The 20,687-nt window shown below is 59.7% G+C and carries 19 protein-coding genes; 15 read left to right on the top strand and 4 right to left on the bottom strand.

Annotation, left to right across the window (positions count from 1 at the left end; translation table 11 throughout):
* Window positions 1-63: 63 nt before the first annotated feature.
* The 11 genes from rplQ to NW856_RS10660 all read left to right on the top strand — a co-directional run bounded on the left by rplQ (window position 64) and on the right by NW856_RS10660 (window position 10,108).
* Entirely contained in the window at window positions 64-414 is a 351-nt protein-coding gene (gene rplQ, locus NW856_RS10710; RefSeq protein ID WP_011433191.1) for a 50S ribosomal protein L17, read from the top strand.
* A gap of 13 nt (window positions 415-427) precedes the next feature.
* A complete protein-coding gene (truA, locus tag NW856_RS10705) occupies window positions 428-1,285 on the top strand; it encodes a tRNA pseudouridine(38-40) synthase TruA (RefSeq protein ID WP_414400213.1) in 858 nt (285 codons plus the stop codon).
* 45 nt (window positions 1,286-1,330) lie between these two features.
* Complete coding sequence (gene rplM / locus NW856_RS10700) at window positions 1,331-1,786, top strand: 50S ribosomal protein L13 (protein WP_414400212.1); 456 nt, start codon at window positions 1,331-1,333, stop codon at window positions 1,784-1,786.
* The gene (gene rpsI / locus NW856_RS10695) at window positions 1,783-2,193 is read left to right on the top strand and encodes a 30S ribosomal protein S9 (protein ID WP_414400211.1); all 411 of its coding nucleotides are present in this window, start codon (window positions 1,783-1,785) and stop codon (window positions 2,191-2,193) included. Before rplM ends, rpsI begins: the two co-directional genes overlap by 4 nt.
* Window positions 2,194-2,269: 76 nt before the next feature.
* Complete coding sequence (rpmE, locus tag NW856_RS10690; protein ID WP_011433195.1) at window positions 2,270-2,494, top strand: 50S ribosomal protein L31; 225 nt, start codon at window positions 2,270-2,272, stop codon at window positions 2,492-2,494.
* Window positions 2,495-2,548: 54 nt separating this feature from the next.
* Window positions 2,549-3,631: a peptide chain release factor 1 gene (gene prfA, locus NW856_RS10685; protein ID WP_011433196.1), complete on the top strand. Its 1,083-nt coding sequence runs from the start codon at window positions 2,549-2,551 to the stop codon at window positions 3,629-3,631.
* Window positions 3,632-3,733: 102 nt separating this feature from the next.
* Complete coding sequence (acnB, locus tag NW856_RS10680; protein ID WP_414400209.1) at window positions 3,734-6,367, top strand: bifunctional aconitate hydratase 2/2-methylisocitrate dehydratase; 2,634 nt, start codon at window positions 3,734-3,736, stop codon at window positions 6,365-6,367.
* An 84-nt stretch (window positions 6,368-6,451) separates the two neighbouring features.
* Window positions 6,452-6,745: a PepSY domain-containing protein gene (locus tag NW856_RS10675; RefSeq protein ID WP_414400208.1), complete on the top strand. Its 294-nt coding sequence runs from the start codon at window positions 6,452-6,454 to the stop codon at window positions 6,743-6,745.
* A 196-nt stretch (window positions 6,746-6,941) separates the two neighbouring features.
* The gene (locus tag NW856_RS10670; RefSeq protein WP_011433199.1) at window positions 6,942-7,382 is read left to right on the top strand and encodes an Hsp20/alpha crystallin family protein; all 441 of its coding nucleotides are present in this window, start codon (window positions 6,942-6,944) and stop codon (window positions 7,380-7,382) included.
* A gap of 280 nt (window positions 7,383-7,662) precedes the next feature.
* Complete coding sequence (locus NW856_RS10665; RefSeq protein ID WP_414400207.1) at window positions 7,663-8,784, top strand: ABC transporter ATP-binding protein; 1,122 nt, start codon at window positions 7,663-7,665, stop codon at window positions 8,782-8,784.
* 52 nt (window positions 8,785-8,836) lie between these two features.
* Complete coding sequence (locus NW856_RS10660) at window positions 8,837-10,108, top strand: class I SAM-dependent methyltransferase (protein ID WP_414400206.1); 1,272 nt, start codon at window positions 8,837-8,839, stop codon at window positions 10,106-10,108.
* Window positions 10,109-10,162: 54 nt separating this feature from the next.
* Here the strand turns inward: NW856_RS10660 and NW856_RS10655 are convergent, their stop codons facing one another.
* Together NW856_RS10655 and NW856_RS10650 are read right to left on the bottom strand one after the other, a co-directional pair.
* Window positions 10,163-11,044 (bottom strand): hypothetical protein, encoded by an 882-nt coding sequence (locus tag NW856_RS10655; protein WP_414400205.1) that lies wholly within the window; start codon window positions 11,042-11,044, stop codon window positions 10,163-10,165.
* Window positions 11,045-11,075: 31 nt separating this feature from the next.
* Window positions 11,076-11,672 (bottom strand): hypothetical protein, encoded by a 597-nt coding sequence (locus tag NW856_RS10650; RefSeq protein ID WP_414400203.1) that lies wholly within the window; start codon window positions 11,670-11,672, stop codon window positions 11,076-11,078.
* A gap of 138 nt (window positions 11,673-11,810) precedes the next feature.
* On the opposite strand from NW856_RS10650, the gene NW856_RS10645 reads away from it, so the two are divergent.
* Genes NW856_RS10645 through NW856_RS10635 form a run of 3 tightly spaced genes read left to right on the top strand, consistent with a single transcriptional unit; the run spans window position 11,811 to window position 15,392 of the window.
* Window positions 11,811-13,325, top strand: coding sequence for an FkbM family methyltransferase (locus NW856_RS10645; RefSeq protein WP_414400201.1), 1,515 nt, complete (start codon window positions 11,811-11,813; stop codon window positions 13,323-13,325).
* A gap of 21 nt (window positions 13,326-13,346) precedes the next feature.
* Window positions 13,347-14,216: an FkbM family methyltransferase gene (locus tag NW856_RS10640; RefSeq protein ID WP_414400200.1), complete on the top strand. Its 870-nt coding sequence runs from the start codon at window positions 13,347-13,349 to the stop codon at window positions 14,214-14,216.
* A gap of 21 nt (window positions 14,217-14,237) precedes the next feature.
* Window positions 14,238-15,392: a hypothetical protein gene (locus NW856_RS10635; RefSeq protein ID WP_414400198.1), complete on the top strand. Its 1,155-nt coding sequence runs from the start codon at window positions 14,238-14,240 to the stop codon at window positions 15,390-15,392.
* Here NW856_RS10635 and NW856_RS10630 read toward each other — a convergent pair.
* A complete protein-coding gene (locus NW856_RS10630; protein WP_414400197.1) occupies window positions 15,379-18,198 on the bottom strand; it encodes a tetratricopeptide repeat protein in 2,820 nt (939 codons plus the stop codon). The two genes, NW856_RS10635 and NW856_RS10630, sit on opposite strands and share 14 nt — an antisense overlap.
* Before the next feature lie 112 nt (window positions 18,199-18,310).
* Window positions 18,311-19,735: a hypothetical protein gene (locus NW856_RS10625; protein ID WP_414400195.1), complete on the bottom strand. Its 1,425-nt coding sequence runs from the start codon at window positions 19,733-19,735 to the stop codon at window positions 18,311-18,313.
* 450 nt (window positions 19,736-20,185) lie between these two features.
* On the opposite strand from NW856_RS10625, the gene NW856_RS10620 reads away from it, so the two are divergent.
* On the top strand, window positions 20,186-20,485 hold the full coding sequence (locus tag NW856_RS10620; protein WP_011433206.1) for a ferredoxin: 300 nt from the start codon (window positions 20,186-20,188) through the stop codon (window positions 20,483-20,485).
* The last annotated feature ends 202 nt before the right edge of the window (window positions 20,486-20,687 follow it).

The following is a 20,687-nucleotide window of genomic DNA, read 5'->3' as shown; positions in this document are numbered from 1 at the left end:
TAGCACAACCGCGTCAAAACCCAAGGATCCCCGAAGAGTGTAGGACACAAGACAGAGGTTACCATGCGCCACCGCCGTCGTACCCCCCACCTCAATAAGCCCGCCGACCAGCGCAAGGCCCTGATGCGGGCGCTGACCACGGCTCTGCTGCGGGAAGGGCGGATCACCACCACCAAAGCCCGCGCCAAAGCCATTCGGGCCACCACCGAGAAGATGATCACCCTGGCCAAAGAGGGATCCCTGGCGGCGCGGCGACAGGCGCTGGCCTACATCTACGACAAGGAGCTGGTGCGCTCCCTGTTTGAGCAGGCTCCTGAGCGCTACCGGGATCGGCCCGGTGGCTATACCCGCATCTTGCGCACCGTGCATCGGCGGGGGGATGGAGCAGAAATGGCGGTCATCGAGCTGGTGTAGCGGAAAGGGATCCATGCCGTACCGTCGCATTGCCCTGAGAATTCAGTACCTCGGCAGCAGGTTCTATGGCTGGCAGCGCCAGGTGTCCCGCCGTACCGTGCAAGGGGTGCTGGAGGAGGCGATTGCGTCGCGGGCGGGGCATCCGGTAACCCTCTATGGGGCCGGTCGCACCGATACGGGGGTTCATGCTGCAGGCCAGGTGGCCCACTTCGACACCACCTCCGGTATCCCTGCGGCGGAGTGGTCGAGGGTGCTGAACGACTGTCTGCCGGAAGATGTGGTAGTGCTGGCTTCTGCTCAAGTGCCTGACTCCTGGCACGCCCGCTTTTCGGCTCGCTGGCGCCGTTACCGCTACCTGATCCTGAACCGGGAGCGACCGGATGTGTTCTGGCGCCTCTTTAGCTGGCAAGTGCGTTGGCCTCTGCAGGTGGAGCCGATGGCGGAAGCCCTGAATTCCCTGCTGGGGGAGCACAGCTTGGAAGCCTTCCGGCGGCGGGGATCGGATCGGCCCCACTCGCGGGTACAGGTGCAGGAGGTGCTCTGCCAGCGGCTGGGGGACTTGATCAGCATCGAGGTGCAGGCCAGCGGCTTCCTCTACCGGATGATGCGGCTCTTGGTGGGATCCCTAGAGGTGGTGGGCCGGGGCCAGCTCAGCCCGGCACAGTTTGTCCACCTGTGGCAACACAACGACTGGAGCCAGATGCGCACCCGCTACAGCGCTCCTCCGCAAGGGCTGTGCCTGACGGATGTGGGCTATGCTGCGGATCCCTTCGGTCAACAGTTCGCCCACTCGCCGCCCTTTTGGGCCTTGCCCACAGAGCCTCCCTCCGCCCTCCGGTCGCCGGCTGCGTTGGCCCATTCCTGCGGTTGATCTGGGCGATCTCCAAGCTTGTCCTGATATGTTTCCTTGCCTGCCATGAACAAAACTCCCCTTCCCAACCCCGAAACTCTGGCGCCCCGCTGGTATCTGGTGGATGCTGCCAATCAGCGCCTGGGCCGCTTGGCCGCCGCTGTGGCCACCCTCTTGCGGGGTAAGCACAAACCGGACTTCACCCCTCACCTGGATACGGGGGACTATGTAATTGTGATCAACGCTGAGAAAGTGGTGGTCACTGGCAAAAAGCGCACCCAAAAGCTCTACCGCCGCCACTCTGGCCGTCCTGGCGGCATGAAAGTAGAAACCTTTGCCCAACTGCAGGCGCGCCTGCCGGAGCGGGTGGTGGAAAAAGCGATCAAGGGGATGTTGCCCCACACCCGGTTGGGCCGGCGGCAATTCACCAAGCTGAAAGTTTATGTCGGGCCAAACCACCCTCATGAGGCCCAGCAACCCCAGGTTTATCCCCTCAACACGATCCCAGGAGCCAAAGCATGACTCAAGCGAGCAGCCAACGAGCCGTTTATTGGGGAACGGGACGCCGCAAAGCCGCCGTTGCCCGCGTGCGTTTGGTGCCCGGCACGGGCAAAATCATCATCAACGACAGGCCGGGAGACCAGTATCTGCAGTATCAAGAAGCCCTGCTGGCCAGTGTGAAGGGGCCGCTGGAGATCCTTGGTCTGGAAAACTCCTACGATATCCTAGTGCGAGCCCATGGCGGCGGCGTTCACGGCCAGGCGGATGCGATCAAGCTGGGGGTGGCGCGCGCTCTCTGCGAGGTGGATCCGGCCAATCGCGGCCCTTTGAAAGTAGAGGGTTATCTGAAACGGGATCCGCGCGCCGTGGAGCGGAAGAAATACGGCCTGCGCAAGGCCCGCAAGGCTCCCCAGTACTCGAAGCGCTAGGGATCCCTGCCGTTGTTTTTAGAGGAAGATGTTGATAGACAAGGGTATAGAAACAGGCCCAGAGGAGGAAAGGGTTATGCCCAAGAAAGGATTGCACCCGCAGTGGTATCCAGAAGCCAAAGTCATCTGCAACGGCGAAGTGGTGATGACGGTGGGATCCACCAAGCCGGAGCTCAAGGTGGATGTTTGGTCGGGCAACCATCCCTTTTTCACCGGCAGCCAGAAGATCATCGACAGCGAAGGCCGGGTGGAGAAGTTCATGCGCAAATACGGCATGAGCGGTGGCAAAAAGGCCAAGTAGAGGTTCCCCCATCTGGGTGTGGGCAATACTTGGATTCCTGGGTATCGCAAGTCTATGGCTTCTGCTCAACTGATCGACCAGCTTAAGAATGTCGAAGCCACCTTTCAGGAGCTGACGGTGCGCTTGGCCGATCCGGACGTGGCCACGGATCCAGCTGAGCTGCAGCGGATTGCCAAGGCCCGCTCCTCCTTGGAGGCCACCGTCCAGGCTTTTCACGACTGGCAAAAGCTGAATCGCGATCTGCAACAGACGGAAGAACTTTTGCGGGAATCGGCCTCCGACCCGGAGCTGGAGGCGATGGCAAGAGCGGAACTTGAGCAACTGCGGGCCCGCCAAGAACAACTGGAGGAAAAGCTCACCCTGCTGCTGCTGCCCCGGGATCCCAACGACGACAAGAACATTATGTTGGAGATTCGCGCCGGCACCGGTGGGGAGGAGGCGGCGCTGTGGGCGGCGGATCTGGCCCGCATGTACACCCGCTACGCCGAAAAGCTGGGCTGGTCGGTGCGTCTGGCGAGCCTCTCGGAAGGAGAGCTGGGGGGCTACAAAGAGGCGATCCTGGAGATTCAAGGGGATCAGGTGTACAGCAAGCTCAAGTTTGAAGCTGGCGTGCATCGGGTGCAGCGGGTGCCCGTCACCGAAGCGCAAGGCCGTGTCCACACCTCGACGGCCACGGTGGCGGTGATGCCAGAGGTGGACGAGGTGGAGGTGGTCATCGACCCGAAAGACATCGAAATCAAAACGGCACGTTCTGGGGGGGCAGGCGGCCAAAACGTGAACAAGGTGGAGACGGCGGTGGATCTTCTCCACAAGCCCACCGGGATCCGGGTGTTTTGTACCGAGGAGCGTTCCCAACTGCAGAACCGCCAGCGGGCCATGCAGATTTTGCGGGCCAAACTCTACGAGATGAAGCTGCAGGAGCAACAGGCCTCCATTAGCTCTGCTCGGCGCATGCAGGTGGGAACGGGATCCCGCTCGGAAAAAATTCGCACCTACAACTACAAGGACAACCGCGTTACCGACCACCGCCTCAACCAGAATTTCCCTCTGCAGCCCATCTTGGATGGGGAGCTGGACGACTTGATCCAGGCTTGTATTGGCCTTTACCAAAAAGAGCTGTTGGCGGAGCTATCCTAGGCCAAACTGAGTTACCGCCAGCGGATGGGATCCCTTCTCGAGGACCTTTCCTCTGCCGAGCTAGCGGTAGAATAAATACCCACGTCGAGTGCCTAAACCCCCATGCTGGCCGAATACCGCCAACACGCCGCTGCCCGCGAGGCCCAAGGGATCCCGCCGCTGCCCTTAAACGCTGCCCAGACCAGCCAGGTGTGCGAGCTCCTGAAGGCCCCGCCTGCTGGCGAAGAAGCCTTTTTGTTGCACCTCTTAACAGAGCGCGTCCCGCCGGGGGTCGATGAAGCCGCCTATGTGAAAGCGGGCTTTTTGGCCGCTGTGGCCAAGGAGGAGGTTGAATCCCCGTTGATCACTCCCCTGCGGGCGGTGGAGCTCTTGGGCACCATGCTGGGGGGCTACAACGTCCAGGTTTTGCTGGATCTGTTGCGGGATGCGCGGCATGAGATCGCAGCGGCAGCAGCCCGCGCCCTCAGCCACACCCTGCTGGTTTTCGATGCCTTTCACGACGTGCTGGAGCTGAGCCAGTCCGGCAATGCCTATGCCCAACAGGTGATCGAGTCCTGGGCCAAGGGCGAATGGTTTACCGCCAAAGCTCCCCTGGCCGCAGCAATCACTGTAACAGTGTTCAAGGTTGCCGGCGAGATCAACACCGATGACCTTTCCCCCGCCGCCCACGCCACCACCCGCCCGGATATCCCCCTCCACGCCCAAGCCATGCTGGAGTCCCGTGCTCCAGGATCCCTGGTTACCATTGCCGAGCTGAAGCGCCGCGGCCATCCCGTTGCCTTTGTGGGGGATGTGGTGGGCACCGGCTCCTCCCGCAAATCCGCCCTCAACTCGCTGCTCTGGCACATCGGCCACGACATTCCCCATGTGCCCAACAAGCGGGCTGGGGGGGTGATCCTGGGGGGCACCATTGCGCCCATCTTCTTCAACACCGCCGAAGATGCCGGGGCCTTGCCCATCCAGTGCGATGTCTCCCGCCTGGAAACCGGCATGGTGGTTACCATTTGCCCCTACGAAGGCGTGATCCGCTCTGAGGCCGGCCAGGTTCTCTCCACCTTTTCCCTGCGGCCCGTGACCCTCCCCGACGAAGTGCGGGCGGGGGGACGTATTCCCCTGTTGATTGGCCGTGCCCTCACCGACAAAACCCGCCAAGCCTTGGGTTTGCCTCCCTCGACCTTGTTTATCCGCCCCACTCCACCGGCAGACACCGGCAAAGGCTATACCCTAGCGCAAAAAATCGTGGGCAAAGCCTGTGGGCTGCCAGGCGTGCGCCCGGGCACCAGTTGTGAGCCCCTCATTACCACGGTGGGATCCCAGGACACCACCGGCCCCATGACCCGCGATGAGCTGAAGGAGCTGGCCTGTCTGGGCTTCAACGCCGACCTAGTGCTGCAGAGTTTCTGCCACACCGCCGCCTATCCCAAGCCGGTGGACATCCAGATCCACAAAGAGCTGCCCGACTTTTTCGCTTCCCGCGGGGGCGTTGTCCTGCGTCCCGGCGATGGCATCATCCACTCCTGGCTGAATCGCATGTTGCTGCCCGACACCGTGGGCACTGGGGGCGACTCCCACACCCGCTTCCCCTTGGGGATCTCCTTCCCGGCGGGATCCGGTCTGGTGGCCTTTGCCGCCGCCATGGGGGTGATGCCCTTGGACATGCCGGAATCGGTGCTGGTGCGCTTTAAGGGGGAACTGCAGCCGGGGATCACCCTGCGGGACATTGTCCATGCCATCCCCTACGTGGCCATTCAGAGGGGGCTGCTCACCGTTGAGAAAAAAGGCAAGAAAAACGTCTTTGCCGGGCGCATCATGGAGATCGAGGGCCTGCCGGATCTGAAGGTGGAGCAGGCCTTCGAGTTTACCGATGCCTCGGCAGAGCGCAACTGTGCCGGCTGTACCATCAAGCTGAGCATCGAGACGGTCTCAGAATATCTGCGCTCCAACGTGGTGCTGCTGAAGAACATGATCGCCCGCGGCTATCAGGATGCGAGAACCTTGCTGCGGCGCATCGCCAAAATGGAAGCATGGCTGGCCAACCCCAGCCTGATGGAAGCGGATCCCGACGCCGAATACGCCGAAGTCATCGAAATTGACCTCAGCACCATCACCGAGCCAATTGTCTGTGCCCCCAACGATCCCGACAAGGTGATGACCCTGAGCGAAGTCCATGCCCAACACGCCGCCGGCAACCCCGATACGCCGATCAAGATTGACGAAGTTTTCATCGGCTCCTGCATGACCAACATCGGCCACTACCGCGCCGCCGCCAAAATCCTGGAAGGCCAAGGGCGGGCCAAGGTGCGCCAATTCTGGATCTGTCCGCCCACCCGCATGGATGAGGCACAACTGCGCTCGGAAGGCGTGTACGGCATCTTTGCTGCCGCCGGGGCCAGAACAGAAATGCCGGGATGCAGCTTGTGTATGGGCAACCAAGCCCGCGTGGAAGACGGGGCCACCGTCATGTCCACCTCCACCCGCAACTTCAACAACCGCATGGGCAAAGACGCGCGGGTTTATCTGGGATCCGCCGAGCTGGCCGCCGCCTGCGCCCTTTTGGGCCGGATCCCCACCCCTGAGGAGTACCGAGAGATCGTCTCCACCAAGATCCAGCCCTTTGCCGGCGAGCTGTACCGCTACCTCAACTTCCACGAGATCCCTGGCTTTGAGGACGAAGGACGGGTCATCCCCCCCGAGCAAATGCCCAAGATCGAGGATTTGCTCGGGATCCGTTCTTGAGCAGGGTGGAGTAGGATTCCAAATCTGCCCTGGGTCGCCCTGATACCATGGCGGGGATCGCCCCATTGCCCTGGAGAAAGCTCAATGGCCCTGAATCCAAAGAGGATCCGCCGCATCCACCGCACCCTTGCCCCCATCCTGGCCTTGCCTTTGGTGGTAACGGTGCTAACGGGATCCCTCTATCAAATTGCCCGCCTTAACGAAAACTTCGACTACTACTGGCTGATCCAAATCCACAAAGGGCAGTGGGGCCCCCTCGACCTGCAAGCGGTTTACCCGTTCTTAAACGGACTGGGGCTGCTGGTGATGGTGGCCACCGGTCTCAGTATGTGGTTACCCACAAAACTCCATCGCCGCCCCAAACATACGGAGTCCTAGAGGGTTTTGGATAGATAAACCTGTAGGGTAAACACCTAAGAAACATTCCAGAAAACCCTACATTTCCCGGAACGGATTTGACTACACTAGAAGCATAGAGGTTTTGCTTGCACCTCTAAAGTTGAGCCCCAAAAGCTAAGCTCCAAACTCGAACTGGAAGTCAAAAAAGCAAAGTAATAGAGGAGGAGGATGCTCTATGGCTCTTGTCCGCTGGGATCCATTTCGTGAAATTGACGAAATTCAACGGGAAATGAACCGGATGTTCGACCGGTTGATCCCTCGCACCACCGAAGCTGACGGCTTCGCCTTCATGCCGGCAGTGGAGATGCACGATGATCCCGAAACCATTACCCTGAAGCTGGAGCTGCCCGGCTTGAACCCCAACGACTTGGATATCCAAGCGACAGCCGAAGCGGTCTCCATCACCGGGGAACGGCGATTTGAGAAGCGCTCTGAAGACAAAGGGGTAACCCGGACTGAATTCCGTTATGGGCGCTTCCAACGGGTGATCCCACTGCCGAACCGGATCAAACACGATCAGGTGAAAGCCGAATACAAAGATGGGATCCTCACCCTCACCTTGCCGAAGGCCGACTCTGAAAAAGCCCAAGTGGTCAAAGTGAGCGTTGTCTCCTGATGGCCTAGAGGTTAGGCAACTTCCTAATAGGGAAAAAGGATCCCATAGAGGTAGGCGATGAGCCTACCTTTTTTTACATTTCGGTTCAAGATTCCATGGCTTCCCAGCTCCCCTCTCCTTCTGGGAAAGGGGCCGGGGCAAGGGCAGGGGCAACGACCATAAACTGGCTTCGCTGCAGGGATCCCCAGCCTTCCCTAGCGAACTTAAACCGAACCCCATTTGACTTTTGCCCGTCGCTTTGGATAGGGTTTGAGTGCGCAACGGAGCCAAGGTTGAGAGCATGGCCAGCGTTACCTACGAACACGTTACCAAGCGCTACAGAGACACCACCGCCGTCCACGACCTGAACATCACCGTCGAAGACGGGGAATTTCTCGTCTTTGTCGGCCCCTCCGGCTGCGGCAAAACCACCTCCCTGCGCATGCTGGCCGGCTTGGAAGAAGTGAGCGCCGGATCCATCTACATCGGCGACCGGGTGGTGAACGATGTCCCCCCCAAGGATCGGGATATCGCCATGGTCTTCCAATCCTATGCCCTCTACCCCCACATGACCGTGGCCGAGAACATGGCCTTTGGCCTCAAGCTGCGCGGCCTGCCACGGGCGGAGATCGAAAGCCGGGTTAGGGGGGTGGCCAAGCGCCTTGGGATCGAACACCTGCTCAACCGCAAGCCCAAGGAACTTTCGGGTGGGCAACGGCAGCGGGTTGCCGTCGGGCGGGCCATCGTGCGCAATCCGGCGGTGTTTTTGATGGATGAGCCCCTCTCCAACTTGGATGCCAAGCTGCGGGTACAGGCGCGGGCCGAGATTAGCAAGTTGCACATGCAACTGGGCACCACCTTTATCTACGTTACCCACGACCAGGTGGAGGCCATGACCATGGGCAACCGCATCGCCGTCATGAAGGATGGCCGCCTGCAGCAGGTGGATACCCCCCACACCCTCTACACCCGCCCGGCCAACCTGTTTGTGGCCGGGTTCATCGGCAGCCCCGCCATGAATTTCTTCCAGGCCAAGCTGCGGGAGCAGGAGGGCACCCTCTGGATCGATACCGGCGCCTTCCGCGTGGCCATCCCGCCCCACCAGGCAGATCCCTATTGGCAATACGTCGGCAAGTCGGTCATCTTCGGCATCCGCCCGGAAAACATCCACGATCCCCACTACCAACCCCCAGGGATCCAACCTGCCCCGGTGCGGGCTAAGGTCTCGGTAACGGAGCTGGTGGGCCATGAAGTAATCCTCTATCTCAGCACCAGCGACCGAGAAGGGATCCTGGCCGAGCAGGAGTTTATTGCCCGCGTGGATCCCCGTACCCAGCTGCGCGTCAACCAGTGGGCGGAAATGATCTTCGATATGGATCGCTTCCACCTGTTCGATCCCGAAACCGAGCAGCGCCTGGGTTAAACCCTGGAATCGCTTTAGAATCCTAATCAGTCCTACAGAGGCAGGGATCCCTATGCCGGAGCAATCCACTTCCAAGTTGGTTCAGGCACAGTTTGACGAGTTTCCGTACCCGAATGTGCCGATTGAGCAGACGGTTACGGATAACTTCGCGCTGTTTGCCAACAGCCTCACCACCGCTTACTATCGCCGCAACCGCAAGGTGGTCAAACCCGAGGGCAAAGTGATGCTCAACGCCGGCTGTGGCTCCGGCTGGGAGACCCTCGTGCTGGCCACGGCCAATCCAGGAGCTTCTTTTGTCGGGGTGGATATCTCGGCAGAATCCCTGAAAATGGCCCGGCAGCGCTTCGAGTTCCACCAGATCAAAGAGGCGCGTTTCGAGGTGATGGACATCACCGACCTGCAGGCCTTGGGGGAGCAGTTCGATTTCATCGCCTGCAACGACGTGCTCTACCTACTGGACGATCCGGTGGCGGGGCTGAAAGGCATGCGCCAAGTCCTCAAACCGGACGGCATCATCCGCACCAATGTCCACAGCCTTTACCAGCGCCAGTTTATCTTCAACATGCAGGATGCCATGGAGCTGCTGGGGGTGATGGATGAGCCGGCTGCCAAAGCCGTTCCCATCCTCAGGGAGCTGATGGATGCCCTTCACGAGGGCAGCTTCGTCAAAAGCCACTGGCAGGGGGATGCCATCAAAACCACCAATGGGATCCTGGCCAACTTTCTGCTGCGCAGCGACAAAGGCTTTACCGTGCCTCAGGTCTTTGAGATGCTCCGCCAGGCCGGGCTGGAGTTCATCAGTATGGTCAATTGGCAGCAGTGGAAGCTGGAGCGGGTCCTCACCAAGCCCGTTCCCTACGCCCTGCGGCAAATCAAAAAGCTCAGCCAGGAGGAGCTGCTGCACTTTATCGAGTTAATCTTTCCTAACCTGACCCGCCTGATCGACTTCTGGTGTGGCCACCCCACCGGGGCGACTTCTCCTCAACCCTTCAGCAGCGAGGAATGGAGAAATGGCTTGGTACAGGCGCATCCTCTGCTGCTGAGGCTCAACGCCAAGGCTGCCTTTGAGAATGCCATCCGCGACAATGGCCCGGTCAACATCAACGGCTGGCCCGGCTCCGAGGGCAACATCACCATCGATCCCTTCTCGGTGCGCTGGTTGATCGATGTTTTTGGAGAAGAGCCTGTTCCTGTACAGGCCCTGGCGGCCAAGGCGCTAGATCTCATGGATTGGACCCCCGAAGAGGCCTTTAACCAAGTGGTGGCCAATCTCAAGTTCCTGGAAGAGCGGCTGGTGGTGCTGTTGCACTCGCCGCTGCGTTGAGTTCAAGAACCTACCCCCCTCTCCCCCTGGGAGAGGGGCCGGGGGTGTTTGCGTTTAGCGACGCGGAGCGCTTGGGCTGGGAGAGGGGCTGGGGGTGAGGGTCTGCAGCACCCTGATTTGCTCGGCCCGAATGGCTGCTGGGATCGATCCTTCCGCATCGACGTTGACGGCGAACCGAACGGTGCCTTCCATTTCCACCACATCTCCCGGGAGCAGATCCAGCCAGCTGGCAGAGCGGCCAAGGCGAGTCACTTGCACCTCCTCAGCGGGAACCACCGAGACCCACGTGCCCGCGTAGCGATCCAAGCTGGGACTGACTTTCTCCAAATTGACCCCAATCCAGCCCTCCTTGCGGTTGAGCAGCCGCACCGTCCCAGTTAGTTGGAAAGGCTGTGCTTCTTCCGCTAACTTGATTGGCTCGTAGAGAACCTCTGTATTTAAAGGCTGCAGCCGAGCCAACTCCACCCGCCACCCTTGAGCCTGGCGATAGAGGGTAACCTCCATAACTGCGCGCAGCCGACCCTCCGGCAAAGGCTCGTAGAAGCCCAACTGAGAGCGAAAAGGGCGAAACCGGGGATCCTCCCGATCCGGCTCTGTTAAAAATCGTTGCAGCTCCTCGGCAGTGAACTGGAAACGCAAAGTCGGCACCACCGCTTCTGGCTTCAGGATTGCCTCCACCCGGAAAATGGCCGTATTGCCCACCGCTTGAATGGGGGTGAGGGTAAACTCCTCCGCTGAGGGCCACGATTGATCCAAGGCCCCCGGAGGGATCCCTTTTAGCAGCCGCGGGGTGAGCAGGGCTTCTGCGGTGGCAAAATCGCGGGCATTGGCCGCCTGGACAAACTCCCGCAGCGTTTCTTCAACCGTTTTGGCCTGCCAACAGCCCCCCAGAGGCAGCAAAGCCAGCACCAAGAAAAACCACGCTCTCACATCCACACCCTCCCCAATCTCCCTGCAGGTAACAGTCCTAGGGGTTCTCGGTTGGAGATGCAGAATTTTCACCGGGATCCGCTGCTTCTGTCTCTTCTGGGTTTTCCGACTGGGATCCCGAAGCAGCAGGTGGCTTATCCGGCTGCCACACTTCAATTCGCCAGCCGCGATCTTGCTGGTAGAGGGTGATCTTGACGCGGGAGGTCACCGTGTCTCCCTCCAGGCGCAGACCCACCAACTGAGGGGCCAACTGCTGATAGGTGGGATCCGCCAGATCCGGCTGGGTCAAATACTTGCGCAACGTCAAGGGATCCAGCCCCAGACGCTGGGCTGCGTCCTCCAGCGAGTCGGTGCCCTCCACCCAAACATAGGCCGTCTTCCCGGTCACCTCTTGGTTGCGCACCTGCACGTTCTCCCCCACCGTGCCCCAAATCGAAGGCAGGGATCCCGGCCGGAGGGCATTGCTGAAGCGCTCCGTCAGGTAGCTGTCTGCCGTGCCCCAGTCCCCCTTCTCGGCAGCAGCGATGAAAGTGCTCACCACCTGGTCAGGAGTTTGCACAGGAGCTGCCTGGGTACAGGCGATCCCTCCTGCCAGGGCGGCAGCAGCAATCCAGACGGGGAAACGGCGTACCATGAACATCCCTCAACCACAAGCGGCATCGCTCTCCCAGGTTACCAAACTTTTTCCGCCCTCTCTTCTGCCTGTTCAGGGAAGACCCAGTGCAGCTCCGGCAAGGTGGTAGGATAATTCAGCAGCTTAGTTAGCGAAGCCATGGGGATCCCCACCACTGCCGATGAATGTAACGAGCTGGGCATCTCTCACTGCTTGAAGGCCCAGCAAGCCAAAACCTCGCGGGAGCGACGTGCGGCTTGGGCCCTGGCTTTGGCAGCTTGGCGGCAGGGTTTGGATCTCGATCCCAATCATCTCCCCTGTCAGTTTAATCGCCTCCATGCCCTTTTGGCCTTGGGAAGCGGCTACACGGCCCTCCAAGAGGGAAAAGAGCTGCTCTCCCGGCTTTTGACCCAGCGTTACCTAGAAGATCCCAGCTTGGGCCTAACTGGATCCCAGCCCAAGCTCGCTTGGGATCCCCCTCGTCTGGCTTCTGCTAGCAAAAAGGCCCGCCGCTCTTCCAAGGCCGCTTCTGCTTCCCGCCTTGGCCCCCGCGAGCGCTACCTCCACACTCTAGCCCGTTGGCTAGCCCACCACAGCGGAGTCGTTTACCGACCGGAGCCATTGCCCTACTGGCGGCTGGCTGCAGCCATTGACCCAGAGGACTTAGAGGCCCAGATGGTGGTTGCCATGAATGTGGCAGCGCAGGCGCAGCCGGAAGGGGCTTTCTTGCTGCAGAAAATAGCCGACCATTTCCCTGGGCAGAAGGACAGGGCCCTGCAAGTGCTGCAACTGGCTCTAGATCGCTACATTCCGCGGCAGGATCCCTCCAAGGCGGAGTCGGATTCAGCAGAGCAAGAGTTAGAAACGCCTCCTAACGGAGATCCAGCCTCGGAGGCGGTGGCCAGTATGGAAATTTGGACTCAGTATGAGGGGTACAAGCTAAGGCTAGAGCCAGATCTTAAAAGCATTGTGACCTTCGTCCTCCTGGCTCAAGATCGCTGGTTTGAGAGTGAAATCGAGCTGTGTCGGCAAATCCTCAAGCCGGGCATGAACGCCATTGACGTGGGGGCCAACGTTGGCGTTTATACTTTTCTATTTGCCCGCTGTGTGGGCGAGTCTGGAAAAGTCTATGCCATCGAGCCCACGCCGGGATGTTTGCAGTGCTTGCGGGCAACTGTTGCTCAAAACCAACTCGATCCCTCTGTACAGGTCGTGGAAGCTGCAGTTGGCGAAGAGCCTCGGGAAGTTTATTTGGTTTGCGAAGGGGCCAGCGTTTTCAACCGCATCGTCACGGATCCCATGTCGGTTGTAGAAGAAACCAAGCCGGTGCAGCAAATTACCTTAGACGAGCTGTGGATCTCAGAGGGCAGCCCCGACATTGATTTGCTCAAAGTCGATGCGGAAGGGGCAGAAGTTCCCGTTTTGAAGGGGGGGAGAAAACTTATCGAGACCTGCAGCCCGGTAATCCTGTTTGAAAACCAAAATGTCGGCCAGTTTTCAGGTTTGGAGTCGGCGAAGCTTCTCGCCGAATTAGGCTATCTCATTTATGTTTACAACCCGATGATCCAAGATCTCAGTACCGTTCAGGCTTCTGTGCAACTGCCAACTGCGCTAAACTTGGTTGCCGTGCATCCGAATCGCTTTTCTCTTGTCAGCAAAGCCGGTCTAATCTAGCCGTTTCTGTGGAGTAGAGTAATGCCTTTCCCGATTAGCGAGATCCTCGGCAAAGACATGCCTTTTATCCGAATTGCAGACGTGGGGGCGATGTTTCTGGGCGGCGATAACTTCGACAAGCTGGTTCAGGAAGGGCATGCCCAAGTGATAGGATTTGAGCCCCAAAAAGAAGAATGCGAAAAGCTCAACGCCAGAGCCCTAGCCGAGGCTCCTCGCGCCGACAAAGTGAAGCGGCAGTACTTTCCCTACTTCATTGGGGATGGATCCCGCCGCAAGTTCTATTTCACCAATACCGGCTACACCTCCTCTCTTTACGAGCCCGATCAGGAGCTGGCCCAGCATTTTGAGAACTTGGCAGAAGTTTGTCAGGTAACTCGGGTTGAGGAAGTCCAGACCACCCGCCTGGATGATATTCCAGAGCTGGGCGAAGTGGACTTTCTCAAGATGGATGTTCAGGGAGCCGAGCTGGATGTTATCCGGGGCGCTAGAAAAACTCTACAGAGTGTTACTGTTATCCAAACAGAAGTGGAGTACATCCCTCTCTATAAAGGCCAACCTCTTTTCAGCGACGTAGATATTGCCCTTAGGGAAGAAGGCTTTCTCCTCCACGGCATGACCAGCAACTTTGGCGCCTGCCTCAAGCCCTTTTCAGCCAGAACCTATCGCCCTTACACCCAAGTGCTGTGGTGCGACTATGTTTACGTAAAAAACTTTATGCACCTGGATCGGCTTTCCTCGCGCCAGCGGCTGGCTATGGCGGTAGTTTTGCATGAGATTTACCTGTCCTATGATCTGGTGGCTTTTGTCCTGGGTGTTCATGACCAAATTGCCCAAACCCGCTACAAAGACTTCTACCTGGCCAGGATGTTTGCCGCTCTCAATGTCTCTTAAATTGCTCAGACGAGGTGGGGGATGATCGTCATCGACGGGGTTATCTGGCAGTCGGAAGGGTTTTCTCGCTCTCCACTTTTGGATCAGTCCTACCTGTGGCTGAGCCTCATTGAAGAGTGGGTCAAGGCCAAGAAGGCAACGAAGTTTGTGGTGCTCACCCGCGGGCAAACTTGGTTGCCACCGGGAACTTTTTTTTCCGAGATCCCTCGCTTTGCCTTTGCGGAAGCGGATGAAGATCGCGCCGGCCTGCAGAGCGCCTGCGACCAGCTCAAGGCCAGGCTGTTTCTCTCCACCGGCTACACCACCCCCATCTCCACCCCTTCCATCGCCTTCATCTACGACCTAGAAGCAGAGGCCGGCAGCCAATTTCACTCGGAATACATCGAGAAGAAAAATGCCATCTTGGCTGCTTCCCACTACGTTTTCTTCTCCGATGAAGTGCTTGCTGGCTTCCGAACCCACTACCCCGGGATCCCTCCCGAGCAGATGTCGCTAGTCTACCCGGCCATTGAAGGCTGGGCCAAGCCGGCTGCTCCCGATGCCATGGCCGAGTTTCGCCGCCAGTATCAGTTGACCCGTCCTTTCTTCTTGGCCGTTTTGTCAGAAGACTTGGCCGATTACCGCGGGATCCAAACTCTAAGCCAAGCTTGGGAGATCCTCCAAGGTCAAAAGCTCTCCCGCACCGAGCTGGTCTTTGCCTTTCCCAGTCCTCTGGAGGTGGATCCCGTCAAAGCGCAACTGCCCCAAAAACAAGGCATTCGCTACCTCAGCCTGAACAATCCAGAGTTGGCCTGCGCCTATTCCTCGGCTCTGGCGCTGGTTTTCCACTCCACCTTTCGGCCCAGCAGCCCCCTTGAGGCTATGGCCTGCGGCTGTCCTGTGGTGCATTACCGGGATGAGCAGCCAAATGCCTCCGGCTCGGAGTCGGCAACTGCCTCTGGAGAGAAAGAAGATAAGGATCCCTTGCAGAACTCGACAGCCCTGCTCTGCCAAGGCTCGGTGCGGGAACTGGCAGAAGCCCTGCAGCGCATCCAGAGCTACCCGGTACGCTCTCCCCTCATTGCCAAGGGGTTGGAACAGGCCAAGGAGCTGAGCTGGGCAACAGTGGCCGCCAAGCTGTGGGACATTTTCGAGCAGGTGGCTCCTTCGGAATCCGAGGAACCTACTGACCGCTGACCACCAAGTTTTTCCACATCTGCCGATAGGCCCGCTCCAAAGCGCGAGCATGGCTTTGCGGATCCCGCAGGGGCGATTTCTCCATCATGCCTCGCAGGTTGTGGCGCAAATGGCGCAGCCGCTCCAGATCACTGGCCAAGTTCACGGCAATTTCCACGTATTCTTCCGGGGTTTGGGCCACCAGCTCCGGCAGCCCCACGTTGGTGAGGATGGAGACCCCCACCCGGCAGACATGGGCATTGCCCGCCAAGACCACCACCGGCGCGCCGCCCCAGAGGGTTTCACAGGTGGTGGTGGTGCCGTTGTAGGGGAAAGGATCTAGGCCAATGTCAATCTCGCTGTAGATCTGGAGATGCTCTGGAATGCTGCGGCGATCTCCCACCAGGTGCACCCGCTGCCGATCCACCCCGTGCCGCTCGAAGTGCCCCCAGAAGATCTCGCAGACGCTGCGGTCGGTGTAGCGCATGTTTTTGAGCAGGATGCGGGCATTGGGCAGCCTCTTGAGGATCTCCGCCCACACTGCCACCACGTTAGGGGTAATTTTGGTGGGGTTGTTGCAGCAGCCAAAGGTGATGTAGCCCGCCGAGAGGGCCGGCAGCTCGGAAACCGGCGGGAAAATATCCACAGGGTTGTAGCAGAGAAAGCTTTTAGGCAGGCGCATCAGCTTTTCCGTGTGATACTTCTCCGTCAAGCCCGGCGGGTCGGCGTAGGCATCGGTGATGCGGTAGTCCACCAAGGTCAGGCCGGTGGTGTTGGGGTAGCCCAGATAGGTGGCCTGGAGGGGGGCAGGTTTGAGGGCCAGCACGCCCAAGCGGTTGTAGGCCGTATGGCCGGCCAAATCCACCAAAATGTCGATCTTGTCCTCGTGGATGAGGTCGGCCACCTCCACATCGGAGCGGATCTTGTGGATATCTCGCCAGGCATCGGCCTTTTCCTTCATCCGCTCGGTCACGATGTCCGAATACGGCCCGTTGGAATAGCAGTAGATCTGGAAGCGCTCGTGGTTGTGGTGGTTATAGACATGCTCAAAGAACATGCTCACGGAGTGCAGCTTAAAGTCTCCGGAGATGTAGCCGATGCGCAGAGGCCGCTTCAGATCCCGATCCCGGTGGTAGGGCCGCCGCAGATGGGCCACCGAGGCTTGGGTGGCATCCCCCCACTTCTTGTGCTCCCGCAGGGTCTCTTCGGGATCGAAATCGGGGGCGTAGTGCAGGCCCATGAGGATGTTGCCGTGGAAAGCGATCACCCCCGGAGCCAGCTTGGCCGACTTGCGATAGGCTTTGATGGCCTCCTCGTGGCGGCATTGCTGGAGGAAGGTGCCCGCCAACCCTGCATAGGTGGAAGGATCCTCGGGGTTGATTTCCAGGGCGCGCTGGAAAGATTCCAGTGCCTCGGTTAGGCGGTTCAGCTCTTTGTAAACGGATCCCAGGGCCCGGTGAACATCCAGGAAGTCCGGCTTGAGGCGGGCGGCCTCCTGCAAAACCGGCAGGGCCTCTTCGTTGCGGTGCTGGCTTTGCAACAACAGCCCCAAGTTGCAGTAGGCTTCTCCCAGTTCTGGGTCGTGCACCAGCGCCTGCCGGTATTGAATCTCTTCTTTTTCCGGCTCGTTCAAGTGCCGATAGGCCAGGCCCAGGTTGTTGTAGGCCAGGGCAAAGTCAGGCTTGTGCTCCAGGGCCGCTTCCAGTAGGGGGATGGCTTCCTTGAATCGCAGCTGATCCAGCAGCAGACACCCGGCCTCGAAGTAGGCCTCGGCCAGGTTGGGCCGCACACCCAGAGCGCGGCTGAGGTGGGCCATGCTATCGGCCATGCCGCAAGGGAACACCTTGCGCAACCCACGATCCGACAAAAAACCCGCCAAGCCCCGGTAAGCTTCGGCATATTCAGGCTGCAGGCCAAGGGCCACATGGTAGTAGTCCAGCGCCCGTTGCGGCTGCTTCAGCTTGCGATAGGCTGTGGCCAGGTTGAAGTAAACTCGCGGGCGATCCGGCTGCAGCGCCAAAGCCGCCCGATAGGCTGCGATGGCCGCCTCCGGCTGATCCTGCTCCAGCAAAGCAGTGCCCAGGTTGATGTGAGCTTCCACCAAGTGCCCATCCAGCTCCAGCGCCTGACGGAAAGCGGCAATGGCCTCCTCCCATTTCCCTTGCTCTGCCAAGGCCAAGCCCAAGCCGTTGTACAAGGCCGCTTGTTGCGGATCCTGCTCCAGGAGCTGCCGATAGAGCTCAGCGGAGCGCTCCAACTGCCCCGCCTCGCGGCAGAGCTCGGCCAGTTCTTGCGCCCGCTCTGGGGTAAACTCTAGCGCCAGCGCCTGCTCTAGATGGTCGATGGCCGTTGCCGGCCACCCCTTCTGTCGGTAGATCTGGGCCAGCTCCGTCAGGATCTGGGCATCCTGGGGCTGCAGGGCCAGGGCCCGCCGGTAATACTCCTCGGCTTGGTCATACTGGCCCAGTTGAAAGTGGCAGAGGCCCAGGTTGAAGAGGGCCTGCAGGTGATCCGGCTGCAGAGCCACCGCTTGGCTGTAGCATTCGATAGCTGCTTCCCGCTTGCCCAGCGCTTGATATACAGCGCCCAAGTTGCTGTGAAAGGCTGCCTGCTCTGGCCGCAGCTGAGTGGCTTTGGCCAGGTGAGCTGCCGCTTCCTGCAGCCGGCCCGTTTGGTAGCAGAGAATGCCCAGAAAGTGTAGAGCATCAGGCTGCTCCGGCTGGAGAGCCAGCACCTGGCGGTAGGCCGCCTCCGCCTGCTGCAGATCCCCCGCCTGATGGTGGCGGGTTGCCGCTTCCAAGGTGGCTACAAGGGCATCGAGTGTCACTTGGCCTGGATCCCTAGATTTCATAACCTCTAATCCTACACCCATCTGAGTTCCGCGAGAAAAAAACGGGCCTGAACTTTCAGGCCCGCCGAGGGGTTAAACAGCCTGCCGACTAGCGCGGGACAGTGAAAGTAATGTCCAGCCGTGGCCCGCGAGCCGTGGTGATGGGGGCAGTACCCGTGCCTGTAGCCGGCTCTTTGTCGAACTCGGCCCGGCAGGTGCCCGTAGCCCCTTGGCTGATCTCAAAACCAGCCGCGTTAGCTGGCGTCCCCGCCACGCTGGTGCTGGTGCTGAAGCTGGCCGAGAAGCTGGCCGTGTAGGAGAAGGTCTGGTTGGGGATAACCAGGGTCTGGTTGACTGGGCCTGTCAGGAAAGTGGCGCTGGCAGTGCCGTCGGTACCGGTAGTAGTAGCTGGTGGGCCTGTGAATTCAAAGGATCCGAAGATACCCAGGTTAAACAGCCAGGTAAAGCTTTGGGTGATCGTCGTGGCATTGGTGGGCAAGAAGGCCGAGAAGGTGCTGCCCGCCGCACTGAAGCTCACCGTGATGGGGTTGGTGGCCAGCAGCGTAATCGTAGCAGTGGCTGGGTTGGTAAAGTCAGCTTGGTAGGTAGTGTCGCCGATGGCTGATGCGCTTCCTGTAACCACAAACGCAATGGGAGCCACCGCCTGGAAGGCAGGAGCGCCACTGGCCGTGCCACTGTCCGAGCTGGGGACGGAGATGGAAACCGACGGGAACACAGAGGTAGCCTGGTTGTTCCACACCTCCTTGGCACACTGCAGCCGCACCTGGTAGAAGCGCGGGCCTGGCGCCGACACCGCCCGCTGCACCCCAGGCCCCACATCCGCCGTGCGAGGCCCAGCAGAGACATCTCCACCCAGCACGTTGCCATTGATGCTCAGAGCCACAAAGGTGGGGCTGGAAGCCGGCGCAAAGAAGTCGCTGGACACCACGTTGTCGGGCGCACCCAAGGTCACTTCCTGGAACACCACGTTGTTGGACGGCAGGTTGTGCGGTGTCGGATCCAGGAAGAAGAAGCCCAGCCCCCGGTCGCCAAAACCAGGAATGGTGGCCGAGTCGTTGGAGGGCAACTGCACCAGCGTCAACTGCGCCCCCTGCACGATGGCGTTGCTGGGAATGTCGTCGGGAATGGGGAAGGAAAGCACCGCTCGGTAGTCAGAGTAGGTGCCCACCGGCAGGTTCTCGCCTGCGCCGGAGCGGCGGATGCCAAAGCCAACGGGAATGACAGTGGGGTTGGAGAAGACTTGTCCCCCCGGAGTGAGAGCGGCCAGTTGGGTGGGCAGAGCGCTGATGGGGCCAGCAGTGGTGGGAGTGGGAGCAGGAACAGGGGTTGGAGGTGGTGGCGGCGGAGCCGGGGGAGCCGGTGGGGGTGGTGGGGGCGGCGGCGGCACGGGTGTAACAGTGCCAGTGCTGCTTTCGCCGCAACCGGTGAGCAGCAGGGGCAGCAGCACCACTGTGGAAGCCAGAGACAGAGACCCGAGTGACTTCAGGAGCCACTTGTGCATTGTTCCGTTCATTGTTCTCCTCTTAACCAAAAAAGTGGGGTTCGGCTGAACACTTCCCTTAACTTACCCGATCAACTCGCCCAGGGCAAGCCAGGCCGTAGGAAAGAGCCAATCGAGGGAAGACGCACACGCGCTTGGATAAGCGGCTCGTCTGTTTACTCTGCTTATCATACAAGCCCATTAGCCCGCTTTGGCAAGTACTGCCGATTTTTTCTGGATGAGATCGGGAGTGACGCAGATCACAGACGCCGGATGAGGTTCTTGAGGAGTGGCCGGTTGGCAGCCTCTCGGAGCAAGGCAGTTGGGGATTGCGGAGGCCAAAACCTTTGCCCGGCATGGCTTCTGCGGATCCACCTGCAAAAAACCGGAAGATTTGCCTATTTCCTCACAAAAGGATGCTTGATCCGGGGCAGAAGGGTGGCAGGATGAGGAGTGGATGTTTTTTCTGGAGACCCAACCAGGATGGCTACCTACAAGGTCACTCTGATCAACGAGGAGCAAGGCTTGAACGTCACCATCGATGTGCCGGACGATGAGTACATTTTGGACGTGGCGGAAGAGCAAGGGATCGAGCTGCCTTATTCCTGCCGCGCCGGTGCCTGTTCGACCTGTGCCGGCAAGCTGGTGAGCGGCACGGTGGATCAAAGCGATCAGTCCTTCCTGGATGATGATCAGATCGAGCAGGGCTATGTGCTGACCTGTGTGGCTTACCCTACTTCCGACTGCACCATCATCACCCACCAAGAAGAAGCCCTTTACTGATCGAGCTTGAATTTCCGTCCTCAACCCCAGCCCCTCTTCCAAAGAGAGAGGGGTTTTTGTTTTGGGTGGCCCAAGGGGGTGTTCGAGCGCTCCGCGCTGCTGAGGCCCTCACCCAGAGGGAGAGGAGAATTGGCAGTGGTAGGATTTCCTTATTCTGTAGTGCTTCAGCAACCATGACCCCTGAGCAAGAGCAGTGGCTGAT

The organism is Synechococcus sp. R3-13, assembly GCF_047462195.1.
In the GTDB taxonomy this organism is placed as follows: domain Bacteria; phylum Cyanobacteriota; class Cyanobacteriia; order Thermostichales; family Thermostichaceae; genus Thermostichus.
Note: the sequence above shows the minus strand (reverse complement) of the source record. Positions and strands in the feature narration are given on the sequence as shown.

Coding starts and splice junctions, on each gene's coding strand:
- NW856_RS10625 (WP_414400195.1), bottom strand. CDS start 19,735: ATGAACGGAACAATGCACAAGTGGCTCCTGAAGTCACTCGGGTCTCTG.
- rpsI (WP_414400211.1), top strand. CDS start 1,783: ATGACTCAAGCGAGCAGCCAACGAGCCGTTTATTGGGGAACGGGACGC.
- NW856_RS10640 (WP_414400200.1), top strand. CDS start 13,347: ATGCCTTTCCCGATTAGCGAGATCCTCGGCAAAGACATGCCTTTTATC.
- NW856_RS10675 (WP_414400208.1), top strand. CDS start 6,452: ATGGCCCTGAATCCAAAGAGGATCCGCCGCATCCACCGCACCCTTGCC.
- rpmE (WP_011433195.1), top strand. CDS start 2,270: ATGCCCAAGAAAGGATTGCACCCGCAGTGGTATCCAGAAGCCAAAGTC.
- NW856_RS10660 (WP_414400206.1), top strand. CDS start 8,837: ATGCCGGAGCAATCCACTTCCAAGTTGGTTCAGGCACAGTTTGACGAG.
- NW856_RS10645 (WP_414400201.1), top strand. CDS start 11,811: ATGGGGATCCCCACCACTGCCGATGAATGTAACGAGCTGGGCATCTCT.
- prfA (WP_011433196.1), top strand. CDS start 2,549: ATGGCTTCTGCTCAACTGATCGACCAGCTTAAGAATGTCGAAGCCACC.
- truA (WP_414400213.1), top strand. CDS start 428: ATGCCGTACCGTCGCATTGCCCTGAGAATTCAGTACCTCGGCAGCAGG.
- NW856_RS10650 (WP_414400203.1), bottom strand. CDS start 11,672: ATGGTACGCCGTTTCCCCGTCTGGATTGCTGCTGCCGCCCTGGCAGGA.
- NW856_RS10620 (WP_011433206.1), top strand. CDS start 20,186: ATGGCTACCTACAAGGTCACTCTGATCAACGAGGAGCAAGGCTTGAAC.
- NW856_RS10635 (WP_414400198.1), top strand. CDS start 14,238: ATGATCGTCATCGACGGGGTTATCTGGCAGTCGGAAGGGTTTTCTCGC.
- rplQ (WP_011433191.1), top strand. CDS start 64: ATGCGCCACCGCCGTCGTACCCCCCACCTCAATAAGCCCGCCGACCAG.
- rplM (WP_414400212.1), top strand. CDS start 1,331: ATGAACAAAACTCCCCTTCCCAACCCCGAAACTCTGGCGCCCCGCTGG.
- acnB (WP_414400209.1), top strand. CDS start 3,734: ATGCTGGCCGAATACCGCCAACACGCCGCTGCCCGCGAGGCCCAAGGG.
- NW856_RS10670 (WP_011433199.1), top strand. CDS start 6,942: ATGGCTCTTGTCCGCTGGGATCCATTTCGTGAAATTGACGAAATTCAA.
- NW856_RS10665 (WP_414400207.1), top strand. CDS start 7,663: ATGGCCAGCGTTACCTACGAACACGTTACCAAGCGCTACAGAGACACC.